We start from the raw sequence: 21,800 nt of genomic DNA on the forward strand, positions 1-21,800 counted from the left end.
GAGCGCAGTCGAAGTGTACATCAGAATCTTATTTCATAAATTTCTTACGAGTTTTTAGAATCTGAAATACTGAAACGAGTTCAGCACAGGCAAGTTCAGATTGACAAAAAAACTTTTTTTATTCCCTAAAAGTCAGTTTACTTATACGTCCTTTTCCAGCTGCATAAGCTATAGAATCGTTTAAAAATCTAATGGTATAAAAACCTTCGTCGCTGAGATGCTTCCATGTGTCACCAGAGTCATTGCTGTAATCAATACCCTTAAAACCTATAGCCACTAATTCCTTAGCATTAGAATTTGGGATGTACTGCACACAGCTTCTATAACCTGGTCCTTTGCCATTAGCTACCTCTTTCCAAGTTTTGCCACCATCTTTGGTTCTTATTTTATTGTTTAAAGTGTCATTAGGCTTTGTATAATCTCCTCCAATTGCAAAACCATTATTCTCATCATAAAAGTCTATAGAATACATACCTGTAGTTGCTGTACCTTGAATAATTGGTGTCTCAAAAACTTCCCATGTTTTGCCTTTATCAGGTGAATATAAAATTCTACTAGCCTTGCCTCCTGTGGCTACCCAAGTATGGTCTCCAACTATTGAAATATTGGTGTCACTAGCTGCAAAAGCGGCTTCACCTTCTTTGGCTTTAGGTAAATCATCACAAGAGAGTTTATTCCATGTCTCACCTCCATCTCTGGTAATGATGATACTCATACAATCATCCGTTGGGTCACCAATGGCAATACCTTCTTGGTCATTCCAAAAGTCCATAGAGTCGTAGAATGCTTTTGAGTGGGTTTCTTGGTAAACGATTTTGTTTTTTTCAAAATCAATATCTAGGCTATACACTAAAGCAGGTGAGCCAATAGATACTCCGTAACCGTTATTTGAAGTAATTGCCAAAGATCTAAAGTTAGGTGTAATAGAATCAGTCTTTAAAGAAACTTCAAAGAACTTAGGCAATTCAGCCTGGTTATCATATCCTATCTCTTCATTAACAATGGCTCCTAAATCACCTTTTGATGTAAGATAAACCAACCCTAAAGTATCAACGACTTCAATAGCCCTAACATTCAATAACGAATCTTTCAATAAAGTTTCAATCTCAACTTTTGAAAAATTTCTTTGTCCTACATCTTTTTTAGATTTTCCAAAACATAAACTCAATACTATCAAGCAAACTATTACCAAAAATCTCATACTTTCAATTTTCCTTAAAAATAGAAAAGCTTTACGATATTACTGCAAAGCTTTTCATATTAACAATAATCAATCAAATAAAAGTTTACATAATTTATCAATGTATAAATTCAAAGACAAATTATAAAACTAACTCAATCTCTTTTTTTAGATTTCCCTCTTTTTCCACGACGCTCTATAGCATCATTTATAATTTTAGAAAGTTGTTCTTTCTGCTTATCGTTACATATTTCCCTAACATCTCTAAAATGCTTATACATTTCTAAGTCTTTGTTTTTCTCTTCTAGTGCAATTAAATCTACTACAGAATCTAATAAAGCCTCTGATATGTCCTGTTCGCCTACATTAGAATATATTTCCTTTTTAAGCTCACTTATTCTTTTAGAATAGGATTTCATCTTATCAAAATGCTTACTTCTTAGTGCCTTGTAAGTCTCTTGCTGCTCTTGGTTAAAGTTTAATTCTTCAATCATAGAAAAACGAGACTTATGGTCTTTATGCCCAAATCTTCCTACATGATGAAAAATAAAAAACACATTAGACAGAAAAAGTACAATGAGTAGTATGTATAAAACAGTTTGCTTTTTCATGTTTAATTAATTAAAAATAGAAGTATACGCCTCATCACCAAAATCATAAGTGTCAACAAATTCTTCAACTGTTGAGTTGTACTCTTCAGAAATCAATACTTTGTATGCATATATGTTGAGTAAAACAACAACCACCAATGTTGCGATCTGAAACTTAGGAGTAAACCAAGCCCAAACCCTTTCAGTTTCTTCGTTCTCAACGTTTAAATTGTTCAGTATTCTATCCTTAAGAAAAGGAGACACCTTTACCTCTTGGATAGTATCTACAGCATTTAGCGTAGTGTTTACTTTTTTCTTAATCTCAGAATCTTTCATCATAAATCATTTGATATTTAGATGCATAAGTTTTAAAAAACTTGTGCTACATTTCGTTTTTGTAATAGTCATACAATAACTGTTGAAGGTTTTTCTTTGCCCTAAACATAAGAGACTCAACAGAAGACACACTTTTATCTGTTATAGCTGCAATTTCCTGATAACTTTTACCATCAATCTTATGCAATGTAAAAACCGAAGCCTGACTTTCTGGCAAACTGTTAATAGCCTTAAACAGTGTTTCGTTTAGTTCTTTGTTTTCTAATAAAAATCCAGGATGGTTAAACTCAGTAAAATAATTAGTCTTGTCTATTGAAAAATCTTCACTAAACAATGGTTTTAAAAAACCCGTGCGCTTTTTAGTATTCCTTTTTCTTATGAACTCCAAGCACTTATTTGTGGTAATTTTATAAATCCATGTTGAGAGTTTAGAGTTTCCCTTAAATTTAGAGATGGAATTATAGACTTCTAAAAATACTTCTTGTACTAAATCCTCCGCATCTTCCTTGTTTGGCACAAAAGAAATACAAGTACCAAAAACCTTTTGCTGATAATCATCTATAAGTTGAGAAAATACAGCTGTATTTCTTCTTTTTAGTTCTTTTATGGTTTCTTTTTCCTCCAAATTATTTTTAAGTAATTACCGCAATTTAATTGAGATGCAAAAACAAGCAAAAACTTGTTCTCTATTTTTCTATTTAAAAAAGACTTTACATTCATAACTGTAGCACATCTCAACTTTTATACTACCTTTGCATGCTAATTTTTTGCAATGCGATTACACAGAAATTTATGTTTTGCGGTTATTGATGGTTTACACAAAATCTTCAATGAAAATGAATATGCAGACAAAGTGGTACAACAATTACTAAAGCGCGACAAACGTTGGGGAAGTCGAGATAGAGGTTTTGTTGCAGAAACTGTGTACGAAATTGTAAGGTATAAACGCTTATACTCTGAAATTGCTGATGTAAAAGCGCCTTATGACAGAGACAATCTTTGGAGAGTTTTTGCTGTTTGGGCAACACTTAAGGGTATTAGACTTCCTGATTGGAAATATTTTACAGATACTCCTACACGAAAAATTAAAGGGCGTTTTGATGAACTTTCTAAAATTAGAAAGTATCGCGAATCTATACCAGATTGGATGGATGACTTAGGAGTGAAAGAATTAGGTGAACAAATCTGGACTGAGGAAATTGCCATGCAAAATGAGCAGGCAGATGTTATCTTGAGAGTAAATACTTTAAAGACCAACAAAAAAGATTTGCAGCTTAAACTACAGTCTGAAGATATCGAAACCGAAGTTTTACCAGATCATCCTTGGGCTTTAAAACTTACTAAGCGTGCTAATGTTTTTAAAACTGAAGCCTTTAAAAATGGCTGGTTTGAAGTGCAAGATGCTTCATCACAGTTAGTTGCTGACTTTTTAGATGTAAAATCAGGCATGAAAGTTGTAGATGTATGTGCAGGTGCTGGCGGAAAAACATTGCACCTAGCATCGCTAATGGAAAATAAAGGCCAAGTCATTGCTATGGATATTTACGAGAGTAAGTTAAAAAAACTGAAAGTTAGAGCGCGACGCAATGGTGTTCACAATATAGAGATGAAGGTTATTGACTCTACAAAACCAATAAAAAAACTTCATGGTAAAGCAGACCGCTTATTGATTGACGCACCATGTTCTGGTTTAGGAGTGTTAAGACGAAATCCTGATGCAAAATGGAAATTGAAGCCTGAGTTTATCGATAATATTAAAAAGACACAAGCAGAGGTCTTAGAGCAATACTCAAAAATGGTAAAGCCTGGTGGCAAAATGGTGTACGCAACATGCTCCATTTTACCTTCTGAAAATGAAGAACAAATTGATAATTTCTTAACTTCAATACACGGAAAAGCGTTTAAACTTGTAAAAGATAAAAAAATATTAGCCCACAAATCTGGTTATGATGGATTTTATATGGCTTTATTAGAAAAAAATAACCCAATTCGATAAGATTAATTGAATATGAAACATATATACTTTTTAACAATTTTATTTATTTGTGCATTTAGTTTTGCGCAACAACCATATTATACCAATGGTCAAAACAATGTGGATTTTTCGTTAACAGGACAAAGTTTGTACGATGCGCTACAGCTTAAAATAAGTAACAATACTAATGATTCTTTTTATACTTATGGAGATGCTAGAGATGACATTGAGATTATGGACTTAGACCCAAATGATAATACAGACTCTAATATATTACTAGTATATGGCTATGTTAATAATCTTTCATGTTCTAGTGGAATCACTGACAGAAGAATAAGAAACAAAAACGATTTTGGCGGTGCTGTTTGTGAGTATAATAGAGAACATGTTTTTGCGAGATCTAACGCAGATCCAGGTATGGGAAATACAAGTAATAATACTTTAGGTATTGGTGCCGATCCTCATAACTTAAGAGCAAGTGACGTACAGAGAAATGGAGCTCGTGGCAGTAAATTATTTGCTAATGGCTCTGGTAATTCTGGAGATGTTGGTAGCGGAAACTGGTATCCAGGTGACGAATGGATTGGTGATGTAGCTCGTATTATGATGTATATGTACGTTAGATATGGTGACCGTTGTTTGCCAGAATATAATGCTGCAGGCGCAAAGGAAGGTTCTACAGACATGTTGCAAATACTGTTACAATGGAATGCTGCCGATCCCGTTTCTGATATAGAAACTAATCGTAATAATTTGTTAGAATCCACTTATGGTAACCGAAATCCATTTATAGACAACCCTTATTTAGCTAAAATTATTTGGGGCGGAAATGATGATCCTGAAGATCCTTGGGGAACGCTCTCTATTGATGAAATAGAAAAAGACCCAGAGTTTAATTTATCTCCTAATCCTGCTGCTAATGTGGTTCATATTAAACTATCTAATAACGCTGAAACAAGAATTGAAATCTACGATGTTCTTGGGAAACGTGTATTTGTAAGAATGATTAATGAATCAATGGATTTAAATATAAGTAGCCTCAAAAGTGGATTATATATTGTTAAATTCACCCAACAAAATAAAACTGTCAGTAAAAAACTGATTAAGTCCTAACTCAAAAGAGCAGCTTTTTAGCTGCTTTTTTTTGTTTAAAACTTGTTGAATAAGTCTTCCCTTTAGCACTAAATAAATAACACGATATTGTCAAAATAAACTAAATTTGTGTTTTATTTTTAAACAAAACACATCATATAAATGATTCATTTCTTTGGAAACCAAAACAGCAAAGTTTTCGCTGTTCAAGCCACAAAAGAATTATCAACAGAAACCATCTCAAAACTGGTATGGTTATTTGGCGACCAGCCAAAAATAGAACAAGCATCGGTAGATGCTTTTTTTGTTGGACCAAGAGCTGCAATGATAACGCCTTGGAGTACAAATGCCGTAGAGATTACCCAAAATATGGGAATTTCTGGCATTGTTAGAATTGAAGAATTCATTTCTACATCTGAAGATTTTAAAGGGTACGACCCAATGATTTCTGAAAAATTTTCAAGCTTAAATCAAGACATCTTTACCATAAATATTCAACCTGAAGCGATTCAGAATATTGAAGATATTTCAGCCTATAATACAAAGGAAGGTTTAGCACTAAGTGACGAAGAAGTTGAATATCTTGAAGGTGTTTCAAAAAAGATTGGTCGTCCATTAACAGACTCTGAAGTATTTGGATTCTCACAAGTCAACTCAGAGCACTGTCGTCATAAAATTTTCAACGGAACTTTTGTTATCGATGGTGAAGAAAAACCAACATCGTTATTCAAAATGATTAAGGAAACATCAAAACAAAATCCAAACGATATTGTTTCTGCATACAAGGATAACGTAGCGTTTATAAAAGGACCTGTTGTAGAACAGTTTGCGCCAAAACGTGCAGATATTCCTGAATATTACCAAACCAAAGATTTTGAATCTGTAATTTCTCTAAAAGCAGAAACACATAATTTCCCAACAACTGTAGAGCCATTTAATGGTGCTGCCACAGGATCTGGCGGTGAGATTAGAGATAGACTTGCTGGTGGTAAAGGATCTATTCCTTTGGCTGGAACCGCTGTTTACATGGCATCATACTCACGTTTAGAAGAAGAGCGTCCTTGGGAAAAGGCCTTTCCTGAACGCAAATGGTTGTACCAAACTCCAATGGACATTCTAATTAAAGCGTCTAACGGAGCTTCAGATTTTGGAAATAAATTTGGGCAACCTCTTATTTGTGGTTCTGTTTTAACCTTCGAACACCAAGAAGGAAATAACAAAATCGGTTACGATAAGGTTATTATGCAAGCTGGTGGAATTGGCTACGGAAAAGCAGACCAAGCTATAAAAGACACTCCAAAAGCAGGTGACAAAATCGTAATTCTTGGTGGTGATAATTACAGAATTGGTATGGGAGGTGCAGCAGTTTCCTCTGCAGATACAGGTGAATTCGACAGTGGTATTGAGCTAAATGCCGTTCAGCGTTCAAACCCAGAAATGCAAAAACGTGCTGCCAATGCGGTTCGTGGCATGGTTGAAAGTGATGAAAATTCAATCGTTTCTATTCACGATCATGGTGCTGGTGGACACCTCAACTGTTTATCTGAGTTGGTTGAAGATACTGGTGGACACATTGATTTAGATAAGTTACCAGTGGGTGATCCTACCCTTTCTGCTAAAGAAATTATTGGTAACGAGTCTCAAGAACGTATGGGATTAGTTATCTCAGAAAAACACTTAGACACACTTCATAAAATTGCAGATAGAGAACGTTCACCAATCTATGATGTTGGTGAGGTTACTGGCAAGCATCGTTTTACTTTTGAATCTAAAACTAATGGTGACAAACCAATGGATTTGGCTTTAGAAGACATGTTTGGTAGTTCTCCAAAAACAATAATGACAGATCGTACTGTTAACAAAAACTACAGTGATCTATCCTATAATTCAGATAAGTTTTACGATTACTTAGATCAAGTTATGCAGCTTGAAGCTGTGGCTTGCAAAGATTGGCTTACAAATAAAGTAGACCGTTGTGTAGGTGGAAAAGTTGCCAAACAACAGTGTGCTGGTCCGTTACAACTGCCATTAAACAATGTTGGTGTAATGGCTTTAGATTATAAAGGAAAAGAAGGCATTGCCACGAGTATTGGCCACTCACCTATCTCAGGATTAATAGATCCTATAGCTGGTAGTCGTAATTCGATTACGGAAGCCTTAACAAATATTATTTGGGCACCGTTAAAAGATGGATTACAAAGTGTTTCGCTTTCAGCCAACTGGATGTGGCCTTGTAAAAACGAAGGTGAAGATGCACGCTTGTATGAAGCAGTAAAAGCTGTTTCAGAATTTGCAATAGATTTAGGTATTAACGTACCAACAGGAAAGGATTCATTATCTATGAAACAAAAATATCCTGATGGTGATGTTATTTCTCCTGGTACAGTTATCATTTCTGCTGCTGCAAATTGTAACGATATTTCTAAGGTTGTAGAACCTGTTTTCAAAAAGGATAAAGGAGATATTTATTATATCAATATATCTCAAGACGACTTTAAACTTGGTGGTAGCTCGTTTGCACAAATCAATAATAAAGTAGGAAACAGCACACCAAATGTAAAAAGTGCAGCTTATACTAAAACTGTGTTTAACACGATTCAGCAATTAATAAAAGATAATAAAATTGTTGCTGGTCATGATGTGGCTTCTGGTGGATTGATTACAACTTTACTTGAATTGTGTTTTGCAGATAACAATCTTGGTGCAGAATTAGATATTACTGAATTGGCTGAAAAAGATTCATTCAAAGTTTTATTTGCTGAAAACGCTGGTATTGTTATTCAATCTACAGATAATAGTATAGAAAATACATTGTCAGAAGCTGGAATTACCTTCCATAACATTGGAAAAGTAACTAATGCTGATGTACTAAGCATCATCAACGGAAGTGAAGTATTTACCATGACGGCTTCAAGATTACGAGATATGTGGTACAAAACCTCTTTCCTACTCGACCAGAAACAAACCGCTAATAGTTTAGCTGAAGCACGTTACAACAATTACAAACAACAACCACTTCAATATACATTCCCAAGTCATTTTACAGGTAAACTGCCTAGTATTGACGGTAGCAAACCAAGACCAAAAGCAGCAATTCTGCGTGAAAAAGGAAGTAACTCTGAACGTGAAATGGCAAATGCTATGTACTTAGCAGGTTTTGATGTTAAAGATGTACACATGACCGATTTAATTTCTGGTCGTGAGACTTTAGAAGACATTCAGTTCCTTGGTGCTGTTGGTGGTTTCTCAAACTCTGATGTTTTAGGCTCTGCAAAAGGTTGGGCTGGTGCTATTAAATACAATGACAAAGCAAACGAAGTTATTAAAAATTTCTTTGAAAGAGAAGACACACTTTCGGTTGGTATTTGTAACGGTTGCCAGTTAATGATGGAACTAGATCTTATTAATCCAGAGCATGAGCAGCATGGTAAAATGGTGCATAATGATTCTCATAAACACGAGAGCTCATTTATATCTGTAAAAATTCAAAAGAATAACTCTATTATGCTTTCAACGCTAGCAGGTAGCACACTAGGAGTTTGGGTTTCTCATGGTGAAGGAAAATTCAACCTTCCTTATGCTGAAGATCAGTACAATATTGTTGCAAAGTATGGTTATGAAGAATATCCTCATAATCCAAATGGTTCAGATTTTAACACAGCTATGATGACTGATAAAACAGGAAGGCATTTGGTGACTATGCCACATATTGAAAGATCCACGTTCCAATGGAATTGGGCACACTATCCAGAAGGTCGCAAAGACGAAGTCTCACCTTGGCTAGAAGCGTTTGTTAACGCAAGAAAATGGATTGAAAAGCAATAGTGCCATTTCATAAGGCTTTTTAAGTCCTGAGCTCGTAAAAATCTTTAGTTTTAGTGCTAAAACTTGTGGTTTATGATAAAAGTCATTGTAACTTTATAGGGTCAGTGACTATGTTTGTCATTGAATAATGAAAACCAAAAGCTCCTTTAGTAAAAAAGAATGCACTTAAATTCAAAAGTTCCCGAAGGCTCATTAGAAAAAAAATGGCAAAATTACCAGTTGAAATCCCAACTGATAAATCCTGCCAATAAAAAGAAACTCAGTGTTATTGTAGTTGGTTCTGGCTTGAGTGGTGCAGGTGCAGCTGCAACATTAGCAGAACTTGGTTACGACATAAAATGCTTCTGTTATCAGGATTCGGCCCGACGTGCGCATTCTGTAGCAGCACAAGGTGGTATAAATGCTGCTAAAAACTATCAACATGATGGAGATAGCGTTTATCGTATGTTTTATGACACATTAAAAGGTGGTGACTTTAGATCAAGAGAAGCCAATACTTACCGACTAGCAGAATTGTCTGCGCCATTAATAGATCATTTTGTACAACAAGGTGTACCGTTTGCCAGAGAGTATGGTGGTACCTTAGTAAATCGCAGTTTTGGTGGTGTACAGGTACAACGTACATTTTATGCAAGAGGCCAAACTGGGCAACAACTTTTACTGGCATCTTATTCGCAATTGTATAAAATGATACATGCCAAAAAGGTTCAAATGTTTCCACGTAGTGAAATGGTTGACCTCGTGGTAATTAATGGAAAAGCAAAAGGTATTATAGTTCGTAATTTGGTTTCAGGCAAATTGGAGCGTTATGCTGCTGATGCCGTTGTTTTGGCAACTGGTGGTTATTCGAGGGTTTTCCGTCTTTCAACCTTAGCCATTGGTTGTAATGGAAGTGCCCTATGGAAAGCACACAAAAAAGGAGCTTATTTCGCGGCACCGAGTTTTACACAAATCCATCCTACGGCATTACCACAGTCAAGTGAAGCGCAATCAAAACTGACCTTAATGTCAGAATCGTTACGAAACGATGGTCGTATTTGGGTACCAAAACAAAAAGAAGACAGCCGTAAACCAAAAGATATTTCTGAAGAAGAACGTGATTATTATCTAGAACGTCGCTATCCAAGTTTTGGAAATTTGGCACCAAGAGATATCGCCTCTAGAGCTGCAAAAGAACGCATTGATGCAGGCTTTGGTGTAGGACGACTTAAAAATGCGGTCTATTTAGACTTTAAGCATGCTATTGAGAAGTTTGGTTTAGAAACCATAAAGGATCGTTACGGTAATCTTTTTAATATGTATAAAAAAATAACTGGTATTGATGCTTATACTACGCCTATGCTAATATCACCTGCGGCACACTTTTCAATGGGTGGCCTATGGGTAGACTATGAATTAATGACTACAATACCAGGATTATACGCAGTTGGTGAATGTAATTTCTCAGACCATGGTGCAAATAGATTAGGCGCTAACTCACTTTTACAGGCAAGTGTTGACGGTTATTTCATCTTACCAAACACGATTAATAATTATTTGGCAGATGAGATTAAAGCTGATCACCCAACCACTGACCACCCAGAATTTGATAAAGCAGAAAAAGAAGCACAAGCACATATAGATAAAATTCTTTCCATTAATGGAACTAAAACCGTAGATCATTTCCATAGGGAACTCGGTAAAATTATGTGGCAAGATTGTGCCATGAGTCGCACCAAAAAAGGCTTGGAAAAAGCGATCAAACAAATTGAAGCACTTAAGGATGATTTTTGGAAGGATGTAAAAGTTACAGGCAACCAAAACGAAATGAATACCGAACTTGAAAAAGCCTATCGCTTAGCTGACTTTATAGAATTGGGTATTTTAATGTGTACGGATGCTCTGCAACGCGATGAATCTTGTGGTGCACATTTTAGAGAAGAGTTTCAAACCAGCGAAGGTGAAGCCCTTCGGGTTGACGAAACATATTCATATGTATCAGCTTGGGAATATAATGAAGGTGATTTCACATTGCATAAAGAACATTTAGAGTTTGAATTTGTAAAACCTACTGTTCGTAGTTATAAGTAGTGGGATATTACAAATAGATTGAAAATGAAGATAAAATCGAATTTGAGTTTAATGTGTAGAACTGTCCCCTTGAGGGGACTTTAGGGGTGTTTAAAAAAGGCATTCTTTATATTATAATTTGAAAAAATGAAAGTAACCTTTAAAATATGGCGACAAGAAAACCCGAATGCAAAGGGTGATTTTAAATCTTACGAGGTAGATGGACTTACCGAAGACATGTCATTTCTTGAAGCTCTAGACCAATTAAACGAAGAACTTGTTCTAAAAGATGAAAAGGTTATTGCTTACGAATATGATTGTCGCGAGGGCATTTGCGGTCAATGCGGTGTTTTTATAAATGGACGTGCACATGGACCTCATGACAATATAACAACGTGCCAATTGCATATGCGAAGTTTTGAGGATGGTCAAACCATAACCGTTGAACCCTGGCGTGCAAAAGCTTTTCCGATAATTAAAGACTTGGTTGTAGACCGTTCTGCTTTTGATAGAATTATTGAGTCAGGTGCTTATATCAGTTCAAAAACCGGTACAGCACCAGAGGCAAACGCCATACCTATACCAAAAGAAATTGCCGACAAGGCGATGGATGCAGCAGCGTGTATTGGCTGTGGTGCCTGTGTGGCATCATGTAAGAACTCTTCTGCAATGCTATTCACATCTGCTAAAATCAATCATCTCAATAGTTTACCACAAGGTAAAGCTGAATCTTCTAGCCGTCTAAAAAAAATGACCTATCAAATGGATTTAGAAGGTTTTGGAAACTGCACTAATACAGGTGCTTGTGAAATAGAATGTCCTGAAGGCATCTCGATTAAAAATATTGCCGAGATGAATGCGGCTTGGATGAAGCAAAAGCTTTTTGGATAGTAACACTTTCCAGCTTTTGCTTCAATAATTTGCTAAATATCTATCCTGGCAACCCTGTCATTGTAAAAATCATAACAAAAAGCGCTACAGTTTCAACAACACCAATTATCATTATATATTTTACAATATCACTAGCGCCAGAGCCAATGGCATCACAAGCTCTTGCACCTACTTTTCCTTGAAAAATAGCAGAACCTGCCATTGCTGCACCTGCAAATAATCCCAGTATAATCTGCCAAACATATGAATCGGGACTGAGGTTGGCATCTGCGATGGTATTTTTTAAAATCATTCCATAAAATACCTGTGACAAAGGTGCACCAACAAATATCAACATGGCTGTCGAAGCCTTTTGACCGTTGGTTATCATTTTCTTCCATGCACCAATAGCTGCCATACCTGCTACTCCCGTACCGATAGCAGAACCGATTGCCGCAATACTTAAAGACATACCCATGTCGCCAAGGCCTTCGACTGATGTTTGTATAAGTGTGTAAATTCCCATAATTATCTATATTAAATGTTTTTAGTTATTCTTTTTTGTTCAACGTTAACTTAAACGGATTGTATGCTTCTCCTGAAAACTGTATGCCTAAATGCCCTGCAAACTCCAAAGTATTTAAACGAATCCCATGCACCAGTACTGCCATTAGGGCTAGGGCAATGTTTAAAGTATGGCCTAATAGTAAAGCAATAGCTGCCATAATAAAATCCAAAACTCCCATTCCCACAACACCGTCTGGTAAAATCATATTATTGAAACTTGCTGCAACGGCTGCGGTAGCCATACCAACAGCAAACAATCGGACATAAGACACGATGTCTGAAAAGCCATTGATTAGACTCAATGGTAAGTTAGCAATTGATGCACCCATACTTTTTAGAAAATTATTGCTCTCTTTTGAAAATAAAATCACCAATGAAACACCAACGATAAACAACCATTTATACCAAACTGGTGGTGTATCACCCAATACCAACTGACCGGTAACAAAGAAGAGTCCCCAAATTAATAATATCCATCCTATTTCACTTATAGCCTTAATGGAATTAATAAACTGAAAGAACCGAATAACATGAGCCACAGTCAAATGTATAGCACCAATCAAAAAGGACAAAAACATCATAAAATTGACGTTATCTACACCAAAACTTGAAATATTCGGAATGACAGCGTCTTTTAAAAATGGTAATTGTGCAATTTGTTCAGCGCCAAAATAGGTACCACTTAAAACACCCCAAACAATTGTAGAACTGCTTAATACATAAATCAAGGTACGGAGTTGTGGCGCCATTTTCTTTCTAAAAATGAATGTCAAAACCAAGAATATAATACCATAACCAGCATCACCTACGAGCATGGCAAAAAATAGTGCAAAGGCTATAAGAAAATAAATGGATACGTCAATTTCTTTATAGCCAGGTACAATATCTATAAATTTCATCATTGGGTTGATGATACTTATCCATTTCGGGTTTTTAATATATACTGGCACTTCTTCAATATTAGTCGGTTCTTTAATGGCATAGCCCCAAACTTCTTGGTCTGCTACTTTTTTAAACTCAGATACCAAATCTTTAGGGATAAATCCTCTTAAATACTTGACCTTAGATTGTATATCTCCCATACCTTCTATGGCAGTTTCGGAAGCTAACCTATTTTGTAAGAATTGTTCGTAAGATTCTAATAAGGGTTTATAGTTCTTATATTCATCTAAGAATGCTGCTACCTTTGTCAATTGACGTTCTTTGCGATACTTAATGTTTTTCAGAGCTGAATATGATAAATTTGGAATTTCCTCTTCTTTATAAATCAATCTTTCAGTTTTCGTTTGTGTAAATAGTACTATAGGAACTTTATTATCACGCTCCTTAAAAGATATAATTATTTTATCATCAGGTAAGGTTTTAAGAAGTGATTTATCTATTAGATAAAGTCGGACGTAAATTCCTTTTCGCTCTAAAAACTCATAATTCTTTTTACTGAAATTCTCGCCCCAGACTTTATAAAACCCTAGTTGATCATCAATCTCGTCAATGGATTTTAAAATATTTTTCTTAACAATTTTTGATTTTAAGAGTCGTTGAATTAATCTTTTAGGATCTTTACCATTAGTATCAAAACTTTTAGATCCTTGGTTATCCGACAGCTCGTGCTCGTCGAGTATTTTTATAGCTTCATTGGTATCTTCAATTTCAATTTTACAGCGGTCTATAGCATCACTATTTGTAGGATTAACTTCTTTAATGTCTACTACACCCAATTCTCCTAATCTTTGGATCGTGTCATCGACATCGTAAACACTCGTAAACAGCAATATTTCCTTCATACGTACAATCATACCGCGTCGCTTTTTACTTGTTTCTTCTTTTTTACCAATTTGGCGCAACCTATGGCCAAACGCTCTACATCACCCAAATAAATTTCAATCTTTCGAATATTGTGTTGGGTTTCGGGAATGAAGACTTCCTTTAACGCATTTTTCATACGTCGTGCTTCAGCCAATTCCTCGCGGACACTTTCCAAATTCTTTAGTTCCAATTTTAACATTTCTTGATTGGTGGTCTGGTCTTTTATCGCTTCCACAGCCGCATCTACCCAAAGTGGTGTTTCAAAATAATCTATTGCACTTTCATTAAAATCGATGGATACAAATTGTTCTATGACCACACCTGCGATTTCACGTGTATTGGTTTTGAGTTCTCTCACAAACACCAAATCACTTAAATCTATGGTCGGCTCCGCCATAACGGCTGCCCATTGCTTTACATCTACATTTGTTGCCGCAATAGCGTCTTGCAAACGCTCCACAGCGGTCTCAATGCTGGTAATCACTTCTTTAAGCTGTTGTTCCTTCATTTCAAAAACAGGTAAAGCGGTTTTGTAGCCTTTCAGTTCATTCTTCAAGGTTGCCAATGTGTTTTTATTCATTAAAATCTTGTCTGCCATATCATGCTACTTTTAATGAATTTTGAAATACTGTAAAGCCAAGCTTGGCATCAAATTGCCACAACCGCTGTAACACTTGTAATTTCAATTTATAAAGAATTAAAGCCGAAAGGTCAGCATAATGACTAATGGACAAGGCGTCTAATTTCTGCCATTGCAAATTGAGCAGATATTCTTCCGCTTGTAAAGGATTATTAGGCAAATCGTCGATAAATTCATAATTGATTTTTCCTAAAGGTTCTTCGGATTTTCGGTTTTCGCGAAACATTTTTAATTCGCTTTTTAACCCATACATGAATTTTGAAAACTGTGCAACCACTTCTATTGAACTATCCTGAAATTGTTTTTGATAAATAGATTTTAAGTTGATACTCTGAAACCTTTTTAATTCTGAAACAGACAAGTATTTTGAAGCGTCATCTTGTAAAATGGCCACCAAATCTTGGTCTGCCGCCTCATTGGAAGCATACTTTTGAAATAGCCCCTTTACCTCATGCTGAGTCGCTTCCGAATTGCTAAAAGTTAAATTCGGTAGGCTACTGATGAGATATTCTAGGTTTCCTGTGAGCATTTATTTGGTATTCAATAATTCGGCCCACTTAGGACTTAAATGTTGACTTAACAAATCGGCAATTTCCTCTGCCGTGATATCATAACTCCAGCCTTCATGGGTATTAGAAACTGATAGACCAGATAGTAAATCATTTTTTGTTATGATGCTAACTGTAGTTTTGGATTCCGCAACACGCTTTTGTATGGATGTTACCATTTGGTCTTCTAAATCAGACGGCAGCACAATAGCTGTATTCCCGCCCAAACTGTCCATCACCTTCGAAATCACCTGAGTGTATAAATCGGCTGTAAATGCTTCCTTAACCTCAACTTCTAAAACAGATTTGAGTAATTTTTCAATATCGTTCCTTACCGAAATCTGTACATCTCTTGCAGCCTGATTTAAGGCAATCTTTCCTTTCTCAACTAATCCTTCGGCTTTTTTTTCGGCATCGCTAATGAGCGCTTTTTTATCTGCTTCTGCTTTGGCCACGATTTGTTGCGCCCTCTGCTTGGCTTCATTTATGATTTTTTGCGCCTCTTTTTCCGAAGCCTCAATGGCCTCAGTTTTTACTTTGGCAATCAATCCGTCTAATGTCTGTTCGCTCATGCGTACTCTACTTTTAAAATCTTAAACTTTCCTTTTTCTGGCCAATATTTTTCAACCAACTCTGATGCTAGTCCGGCTTCCTCTTTTTTAAAGTGGTTGGATAGTATATCCCAACATAAATCCAAGGCATCTTCAAGTTCCAAATAGCGGAATGGGTCCATTAACTCGCGTTGAAATGTTTTTCTATAATCCAATAAACGCAAGGAATAATCATCCTTTACCGAACCAAATTTTTGCGCCTTCACCCGTTCTTCAGCTTCAGAAAGTAAACGCGCCATGGCATTCATAATGCCGCGATGATCGTCGCGGGTTTTATCGTTCACCTGTTGTTTTAGTCGACTCAGCGACCCAAACAATTCTAAATAGCCATCTTTCATAAAAAATTGGCCTTCAGTAATATAACCTGTATTATCAGGAACTGGGTGCGTTACATCATCCATGGTGGTTACACCGAGAATGGTTAAACTACCAGAACCTTCTATGTCTGCCGCCTTTTCATAACGGCTCGCCAATTGCGAATACAAATCCCCTGGATAACCTTGGTTCGCTGGAATCTGGTCTTGGGCATTGGCCACCTGACGCAGATAATCCGACCATTGCGTCATGTCCGACAATAATACAAACACATTTTTACCTTGAAGTGCGAAACGTTCACCTACAGCTAAAGCCAAATCCGGCACCATTAAACCTTCTACGATAGAATCGCGATGTGTGTGGATAAACATGATCGTTTTGCTCTTGCTGCCAGCTTCTTCAATACGTTCTTTAAAGTAGTGGTACTCGTCGTATTTCAGACCTACACCACCAATAATAATCACATCGGCATCGGTTTGTGTGGCCACGTTGGCCAGAAGACGATTATAAGGTTCACCAGCCCTCGCAAAAATGGGTATTTTTTGAGAGCGTACCAATGTATTGAACACATCAATCATGGGTACACCAGTACGAATCATGTTCTTTGGAATAAGGCGTTTTACAGGATTAATGGATGGTCCTGCCACACGCGTCATGTCCGATGTTAATTGTGGACCGCCATCAATGGGTTGCCCATTTCCCGAATATACACGACCAAGCATTTCGTCAGAAAAACCCACTTGTACAGGATGACCTAAAAAGCGCACCTTACAATTTGTAGATACCCCAAAACCACCTCCAAAGAGCTGCAAAGTGACCTTGTTGCCGTTTAGCGCTATCACTTGGGCAAAAGCCTTTTTTCCATCTGGATAAATCACCTCAGCCAGTTCCTTGTTGTGAACATCCTTGGCCTCAATGGTAATAATTGCTCGTCCTATACTATCTATATTCTCATACGTTTTCCTTAGCATGTGCTTTTTGTTTAACCAGATTTATAATTTTTGCTTTTTGGTCTTCAAATTTTGAGTCATCTAATTTCAGGTAATTCCAATCTAGGAAAGCCTGACGTAAGAAGTTGAAGTGTGAACGAATATCATCCTTGGTGTCTATATGGACCGGTGTGTCTATAATATGCTTTATCATATCGAACATCATGCGCAATCGGTCTGGATTGGTTACACCATCGATGGGATGGAAACTGTTTTGCTGTAAAAATACCGCATCCAACAATTCCGATTTTTGGTAATTGATATAAGCCTCATTAGTAATACCGCGCTCACCCATTAATAATAAATTGGATGCTGTGGTTTTTCCTTCGCGCAAGATTTCCTTTAAGAATTGAACTTCTTCCGTCGTAATAAGGGATGGATATTTTGAACTACTATCAATACGGTCGATAGCAGGATACTTCCTTGCGTCTGACAATTCACGAGATAGCCCTAAAAACGCACCAGTACTTAATAAGGTTGCTTGCGTTACTGGCTCATCAAAATTACCACCAGCTGGCGAAACGGTTCCTATTATACTCAATGAACTTTTGGTGCCATCTGGCAGCAGCTCTACACCTGCCCTATCGTAAAATGCTGAAATTAATGTTGAAATATACATAGGAAAGGCTTCCGGACCAGGAATCTCTTCCTTTCTACCCGAAGTTTCCCTTAGCGCTTGCGCCCAACGCGATGTTGAGTCCGCTAAAATCAACACATCCAAACCTTGCTTGCGATAGTACTCGCCTACTGCTGTTGCCATATACACTGATGCTTCACGAGCTGCAACAGGCATCGATGACGTATTACCTACAATGTAGGTTCTGTCCATAAGTGACTTACCTGTTCTTGGGTCAATCAATTCTGGAAAATCCTTGAAGACCTCAACCGCTTCACCAGCACGTTCGCCACAAGCTGCAATAATTACCACGTCCGCTCTAGAATGTTTGGCAATACTATGCTGCAATACCGTTTTCCCTGCACCAAAAGGTCCTGGACTACAGGCTGTACCGCCATAAGCGATTGGAAATAGAGCATCGAGAATTCGCATTCCTGTTGGTAAGGTTTCGGTTGGTACTGAACGCTGATGGAATGGCATGGGCTGCTTTACTGGCCAATTGAAAGCCATGGAAAGTTCCATGCTTTTACCAGCTTCATCCTTAACCGTAGCAATAGTATCGGTAATAGTGTACTCGCCTTCATCAGCAATGGTTTCAACGGTATATTCGCCTTGCAACGAAAAGGGTACAAAAATTTTATGTGTGAATAGTTTTTCAGGCACCGTACCTAAAATTGAATTGCCGCTGACTTTATCGCCTTTTTTTACTTTTGGGGTAAACTGCCACTTGGTTTGAGTATCTAGGGAATCCACCACCATACCACGTTCAAGGAACCATTCCTCCTTCGCGAGTTCATACAATGGATTTTGAAGGCCATCGGTAACAGTACCTAATATACCTGGACCGAGTTTTACAGATAATGGTAAACCTGTAAATTCAACCTCATCGCCAACGCGCATCCAAGAGGTATCTTCAAACACTTGAAGATAGACCAATTTGCCGGGTTTAATATCAATAACTTCTGATTTTAGACGTTTTCCACCCTCGATGATAATGTATGCCACTTCGCCATTCATAACTGAACCTTCGGTATTTTCTACACCTACCAAGGATTCATTTACACTGACGACTTTTCCTTTTGCGTTTTCCAAGTGTTAAAATTTTTCTTTCGTTAACAATTTTTAGTTCTCGATATATCTCGACTTTTAATTCGAACTGACAAAATTCATGTTATAAAGCTTTCACTATGTTGTTCAATTTAATCTATATCCTCAACATCTCCTTCATCAACTTCCTCTTAGTTTGCGTGCTTCCTCCTCTACTTTACTATACCAGATTCTTTCCTTTATTTCGTTTGCGCTCTTACGGTAAAGTGCAGCTTTTTCTGGTTTTTCGAGTTTATCAAAAAGATTTGCTATTGCAGAGTAGGCTGGTACGTGCATGGTATTAATGCCCAGACTTGCTTTGTATTGTTCAATGGCTTCTTCATAAAAACCATCTTTTTCTAATTGTTCAGCCGAAGCAAAAACGGTTTCAAAATCTCTAATTTCTGTTTCTAAATGAACTCTAATAACGTCTTGAGACTTTAAAGTGAGAAATGAACACGGTACTTCACGTATTACTTTTTCGGTAACACTGCCTATAACAAGCCTATTTAAGCCTGACCTACCAGCCGTTCCCATAATAAGTAAATCTACATTGTTTGCCACTATTGTATTAAGAATTTCCTGTGATGGATTACCCATTCTTTCTAGCTTCACCCATTCTAAATCCATAAACTTGAATTCTTTTAAAAACTGTGCAAATGACTCTTTGTTATTTTCAAAACGCTCTGCGTTTTCTTTGTCTAATTCTTCTTTTGAACTAAACCAAGTAGAAGTTTCCTCTTCTGAAACACTTAACACCAAAAGCTTTGCTTCTAGGCGACGTGCTATAATAATTGCATTGTTTAGAGCTCTTTTAGATGGATTTGAAAAATCGACGGGACATAGAATTGTTTTTACATTAAAAGTGTCGTCTTCCTTAATAACTAGGACAGGTTTCTCACTATTTTGAATAATGCGTTCTGTCGTTGTTCCTAATTTAAAATTTTCGGTTTCCTTGTCTTCACCAGAACCCACTAAAATCATATTGGCATTTACTGATGTTGCTGCCATTACGATTTGGTCATGCGCCACGCCATACTTTATCAGTGGTGCTTCAACACTAACACCATTTGCCTTCATAGTCTCAGAGGTTTTACCCAATCTGCTCAATGCTGTTTCATCTAAAAGTTTTTTAACTTTTGGGTTAACGATATCGTTTGGCAATACGTGCAAGGGAACAATCGTTGATTTAAAAGTTTTTGCTAATGAAATAGCTATTTTTTCTAGGTTTTGAGCAGAAGACACTAAGTCCTCTGCAAGTAAAATTTTATTGAGTATTTTCATGTGATAATATTTGTGTTAAGATAATATTTGATTCACTTTAATTTTGCCTGAAATGTCTTAAACTAGACTATTGCAGGATATAATCATTTTTAAATTCTTTAATTAATCAAAGAACAGCTTGTATTGTTTCAGCCATCTAACTACTTACTAAAAAGCAACATGTTCAAGAAGCACAGTACATATTTAGAGCTTATCAAAATTAATGAAATCCTAAAGTTATTAGATGACATATCTCATGTTTATTTTAATAAATTCACTTAATATTTGTAATTTAATTATTAAGATAGTTATTAATTCATAACTTTGATTATACTAATTTTTCAATCTTAAGTTTAATTTTTAATTCATTTCAAAAAATGCATAAAATACTTGTTCCAGTAGATTTTTCGAGCACTTCAAAAAATGCCCTACGTTATGGTATAAACTTGTTTAAAGATCAGCCTTTAGAAGTCACCATTTTACATATCTACGGTACGCAATCTAGAGCGTTGATGATGAAATCGATAGATAGTGTTCTCATCAGAAATGCAAAAGAAGAAATGGACAATTTGATAAAAGAAATAGAATCAGAAACATCAGGTGTAACATTCAAAACAAAATTGCATAAAAATTATGCTATCTCTACAATAGCAGAATTGGGTAATTCTGGTGATTACGATTTTATTGTTATGGGAACGAAAGGAGCGACTGGTTTAAAAGAGGTTTTTATGGGAAGTGTTGCTGGTGGCGTAATATCTAAGACCTCCGCACCTGTAATTGTGGTTCCGTTAGATTATAATTTTACGGGATTAAATCATATTGTATTTGCTGCGGGCAACCAAGAATTTTCAGAGTCTTCTAGTCAACCGCTGAGAAAAGTTGTGAAATTGCATAATAGTACGTTAGAAGTGCTCCATATATCAGATAACGATACTTCTAATGTTGAATATTCTTTGAGTGCCATAAAAGATTTAAATCCAACATACACATGCAAAGACAGTGACGGCGACTTAAACCAGCAACTGAATGTGCATATTCAAAATAACGACACAGACCTATTATGCTTAGTACGTACCAAAAAAGATTTTTTTGGCAGACTGTTTGGTGGAAGTGTTACTCTTAAACAAACTTTTAATAGTTCAGTACCTATTCTTATAATTCAAGCATAGTACTTAAATAATGATTTTTTCAATCATAATGAGTATCCAAATGTAAAAAACGCTTTTTGAGTATGATACCTTGAAAAGGGTATTCCAATAAAAAATAAATTTCAGAAAGTTCTAATAGATCTATTTTTAGACTCTTTGTATATCTTACAAGTGGAATATGATTATCTAGAGTAGTTTTTTTGCAAACACTATTATTAAATTACTCTGCGTTATTTTTTTAGATTGATTTTTATTATAAAGCCAGAAGTGGCTTAATATAAGGGCTACCACTAT

18 protein-coding genes are annotated in these 21,800 nt (G+C 36.3%); 6 read left to right on the top strand and 12 right to left on the bottom strand.

The annotated features are described in order from the left end of the window. Nucleotides 1-118: 118 nt before the first annotated feature. From FC091_RS10835 to FC091_RS10850, 4 genes are all read right to left on the bottom strand, one after another. Entirely contained in the window at nt 119-1,201 is a 1,083-nt protein-coding gene (locus FC091_RS10835) for a WD40/YVTN/BNR-like repeat-containing protein (protein ID WP_138434294.1), read from the bottom strand. A 134-nt stretch (nt 1,202-1,335) separates the two neighbouring features. Continuing rightward, a complete protein-coding gene (locus FC091_RS10840) occupies nt 1,336-1,791 on the bottom strand; it encodes a Spy/CpxP family protein refolding chaperone (RefSeq protein ID WP_138434295.1) in 456 nt (151 codons plus the stop codon). A gap of 6 nt (nt 1,792-1,797) precedes the next feature. After that, complete coding sequence (locus FC091_RS10845; protein ID WP_138434296.1) at nt 1,798-2,109, bottom strand: hypothetical protein; 312 nt, start codon at nt 2,107-2,109, stop codon at nt 1,798-1,800. 43 nt (nt 2,110-2,152) lie between these two features. Next, nucleotides 2,153-2,731, bottom strand: a complete 579-nt coding sequence (locus FC091_RS10850) for an RNA polymerase sigma factor (protein WP_138434297.1) — start codon at nt 2,729-2,731, stop codon at nt 2,153-2,155. Between the two features lie 147 nt (nt 2,732-2,878). Between FC091_RS10850 and FC091_RS10855 the strand changes: the two genes are divergently transcribed. From FC091_RS10855 to FC091_RS10875, 5 genes are all read left to right on the top strand, one after another. Beyond that, nucleotides 2,879-4,102: an RsmB/NOP family class I SAM-dependent RNA methyltransferase gene (locus FC091_RS10855; protein WP_138434298.1), complete on the top strand. Its 1,224-nt coding sequence runs from the start codon at nt 2,879-2,881 to the stop codon at nt 4,100-4,102. A gap of 12 nt (nt 4,103-4,114) precedes the next feature. Then, nucleotides 4,115-5,194, top strand: coding sequence for an endonuclease (locus tag FC091_RS10860; RefSeq protein WP_138434299.1), 1,080 nt, complete (start codon nt 4,115-4,117; stop codon nt 5,192-5,194). Nucleotides 5,195-5,335: 141 nt separating this feature from the next. Continuing rightward, nucleotides 5,336-8,998 carry a phosphoribosylformylglycinamidine synthase gene (gene purL / locus FC091_RS10865; protein ID WP_138434300.1) on the top strand — a complete coding sequence of 1,221 codons (3,663 nt, stop codon included), beginning with the start codon at nt 5,336-5,338 and terminating at the stop codon, nt 8,996-8,998. Nucleotides 8,999-9,157: 159 nt separating this feature from the next. Beyond that, the gene (locus FC091_RS10870) at nt 9,158-11,068 is read left to right on the top strand and encodes a fumarate reductase/succinate dehydrogenase flavoprotein subunit (protein WP_138434301.1); all 1,911 of its coding nucleotides are present in this window, start codon (nt 9,158-9,160) and stop codon (nt 11,066-11,068) included. A 126-nt stretch (nt 11,069-11,194) separates the two neighbouring features. Then, a complete protein-coding gene (locus tag FC091_RS10875) occupies nt 11,195-11,938 on the top strand; it encodes a succinate dehydrogenase/fumarate reductase iron-sulfur subunit (RefSeq protein ID WP_138434302.1) in 744 nt (247 codons plus the stop codon). 40 nt (nt 11,939-11,978) lie between these two features. Here the strand turns inward: FC091_RS10875 and FC091_RS10880 are convergent, their stop codons facing one another. From FC091_RS10880 to FC091_RS10915, 8 genes are all read right to left on the bottom strand, one after another. Beyond that, the gene (locus FC091_RS10880; protein ID WP_212745832.1) at nt 11,979-12,443 is read right to left on the bottom strand and encodes a hypothetical protein; all 465 of its coding nucleotides are present in this window, start codon (nt 12,441-12,443) and stop codon (nt 11,979-11,981) included. A 25-nt stretch (nt 12,444-12,468) separates the two neighbouring features. Continuing rightward, the gene (locus FC091_RS10885) at nt 12,469-14,280 is read right to left on the bottom strand and encodes a V-type ATP synthase subunit I (protein WP_138434303.1); all 1,812 of its coding nucleotides are present in this window, start codon (nt 14,278-14,280) and stop codon (nt 12,469-12,471) included. After that, nucleotides 14,277-14,888 carry a V-type ATP synthase subunit D gene (locus FC091_RS10890; protein ID WP_138434304.1) on the bottom strand — a complete coding sequence of 204 codons (612 nt, stop codon included), beginning with the start codon at nt 14,886-14,888 and terminating at the stop codon, nt 14,277-14,279. The genes FC091_RS10885 and FC091_RS10890 overlap by 4 nt, the downstream gene beginning before the upstream one ends. A gap of 1 nt (nt 14,889) precedes the next feature. After that, a complete protein-coding gene (locus FC091_RS10895) occupies nt 14,890-15,459 on the bottom strand; it encodes a hypothetical protein (protein ID WP_138434305.1) in 570 nt (189 codons plus the stop codon). Continuing rightward, entirely contained in the window at nt 15,460-16,050 is a 591-nt protein-coding gene (locus tag FC091_RS10900; RefSeq protein WP_138434306.1) for a hypothetical protein, read from the bottom strand. Then, nucleotides 16,047-17,375 carry a V-type ATP synthase subunit B gene (locus tag FC091_RS10905; protein ID WP_138434307.1) on the bottom strand — a complete coding sequence of 443 codons (1,329 nt, stop codon included), beginning with the start codon at nt 17,373-17,375 and terminating at the stop codon, nt 16,047-16,049. The genes FC091_RS10900 and FC091_RS10905 overlap by 4 nt, the downstream gene beginning before the upstream one ends. Next, nucleotides 17,356-19,101 (bottom strand): V-type ATP synthase subunit A, encoded by a 1,746-nt coding sequence (locus FC091_RS10910; protein ID WP_138434308.1) that lies wholly within the window; start codon nt 19,099-19,101, stop codon nt 17,356-17,358. Before FC091_RS10910 ends, FC091_RS10905 begins: the two co-directional genes overlap by 20 nt. A 135-nt stretch (nt 19,102-19,236) precedes the next feature. Next, a complete protein-coding gene (locus FC091_RS10915; protein WP_138434309.1) occupies nt 19,237-20,379 on the bottom strand; it encodes a universal stress protein in 1,143 nt (380 codons plus the stop codon). Nucleotides 20,380-20,735: 356 nt separating this feature from the next. On the opposite strand from FC091_RS10915, the gene FC091_RS10920 reads away from it, so the two are divergent. Continuing rightward, entirely contained in the window at nt 20,736-21,527 is a 792-nt protein-coding gene (locus FC091_RS10920) for a universal stress protein (protein ID WP_138434310.1), read from the top strand. Nucleotides 21,528-21,800: the final 273 nt, after the last annotated feature.

The sequence above is a fragment of the Winogradskyella algicola genome, assembly GCF_005869935.1.
GTDB lineage: Bacteria > Bacteroidota > Bacteroidia > Flavobacteriales > Flavobacteriaceae > Winogradskyella > Winogradskyella algicola.

Bases quoted from the DNA above. Each gene is read 5' to 3' on its own strand.
- FC091_RS10885 (WP_138434303.1), bottom strand. From the start codon at position 14,280: ATGATTGTACGTATGAAGGAAATATTGCTGTTTACGAGTGTTTACGAT.
- FC091_RS10900 (WP_138434306.1), bottom strand. From the start codon at position 16,050: ATGAGCGAACAGACATTAGACGGATTGATTGCCAAAGTAAAAACTGAG.
- FC091_RS10870 (WP_138434301.1), top strand. From the start codon at position 9,158: ATGCACTTAAATTCAAAAGTTCCCGAAGGCTCATTAGAAAAAAAATGG.
- FC091_RS10920 (WP_138434310.1), top strand. From the start codon at position 20,736: ATGCATAAAATACTTGTTCCAGTAGATTTTTCGAGCACTTCAAAAAAT.
- FC091_RS10890 (WP_138434304.1), bottom strand. From the start codon at position 14,888: ATGGCAGACAAGATTTTAATGAATAAAAACACATTGGCAACCTTGAAG.
- FC091_RS10840 (WP_138434295.1), bottom strand. From the start codon at position 1,791: ATGAAAAAGCAAACTGTTTTATACATACTACTCATTGTACTTTTTCTG.
- FC091_RS10880 (WP_212745832.1), bottom strand. From the start codon at position 12,443: ATGGGAATTTACACACTTATACAAACATCAGTCGAAGGCCTTGGCGAC.
- FC091_RS10860 (WP_138434299.1), top strand. From the start codon at position 4,115: ATGAAACATATATACTTTTTAACAATTTTATTTATTTGTGCATTTAGT.
- purL (WP_138434300.1), top strand. From the start codon at position 5,336: ATGATTCATTTCTTTGGAAACCAAAACAGCAAAGTTTTCGCTGTTCAA.
- FC091_RS10895 (WP_138434305.1), bottom strand. From the start codon at position 15,459: ATGCTCACAGGAAACCTAGAATATCTCATCAGTAGCCTACCGAATTTA.
- FC091_RS10835 (WP_138434294.1), bottom strand. From the start codon at position 1,201: ATGAGATTTTTGGTAATAGTTTGCTTGATAGTATTGAGTTTATGTTTT.
- FC091_RS10905 (WP_138434307.1), bottom strand. From the start codon at position 17,375: ATGCTAAGGAAAACGTATGAGAATATAGATAGTATAGGACGAGCAATT.
- FC091_RS10855 (WP_138434298.1), top strand. From the start codon at position 2,879: ATGCGATTACACAGAAATTTATGTTTTGCGGTTATTGATGGTTTACAC.
- FC091_RS10845 (WP_138434296.1), bottom strand. From the start codon at position 2,109: ATGATGAAAGATTCTGAGATTAAGAAAAAAGTAAACACTACGCTAAAT.
- FC091_RS10915 (WP_138434309.1), bottom strand. From the start codon at position 20,379: ATGAAAATACTCAATAAAATTTTACTTGCAGAGGACTTAGTGTCTTCT.
- FC091_RS10875 (WP_138434302.1), top strand. From the start codon at position 11,195: ATGAAAGTAACCTTTAAAATATGGCGACAAGAAAACCCGAATGCAAAG.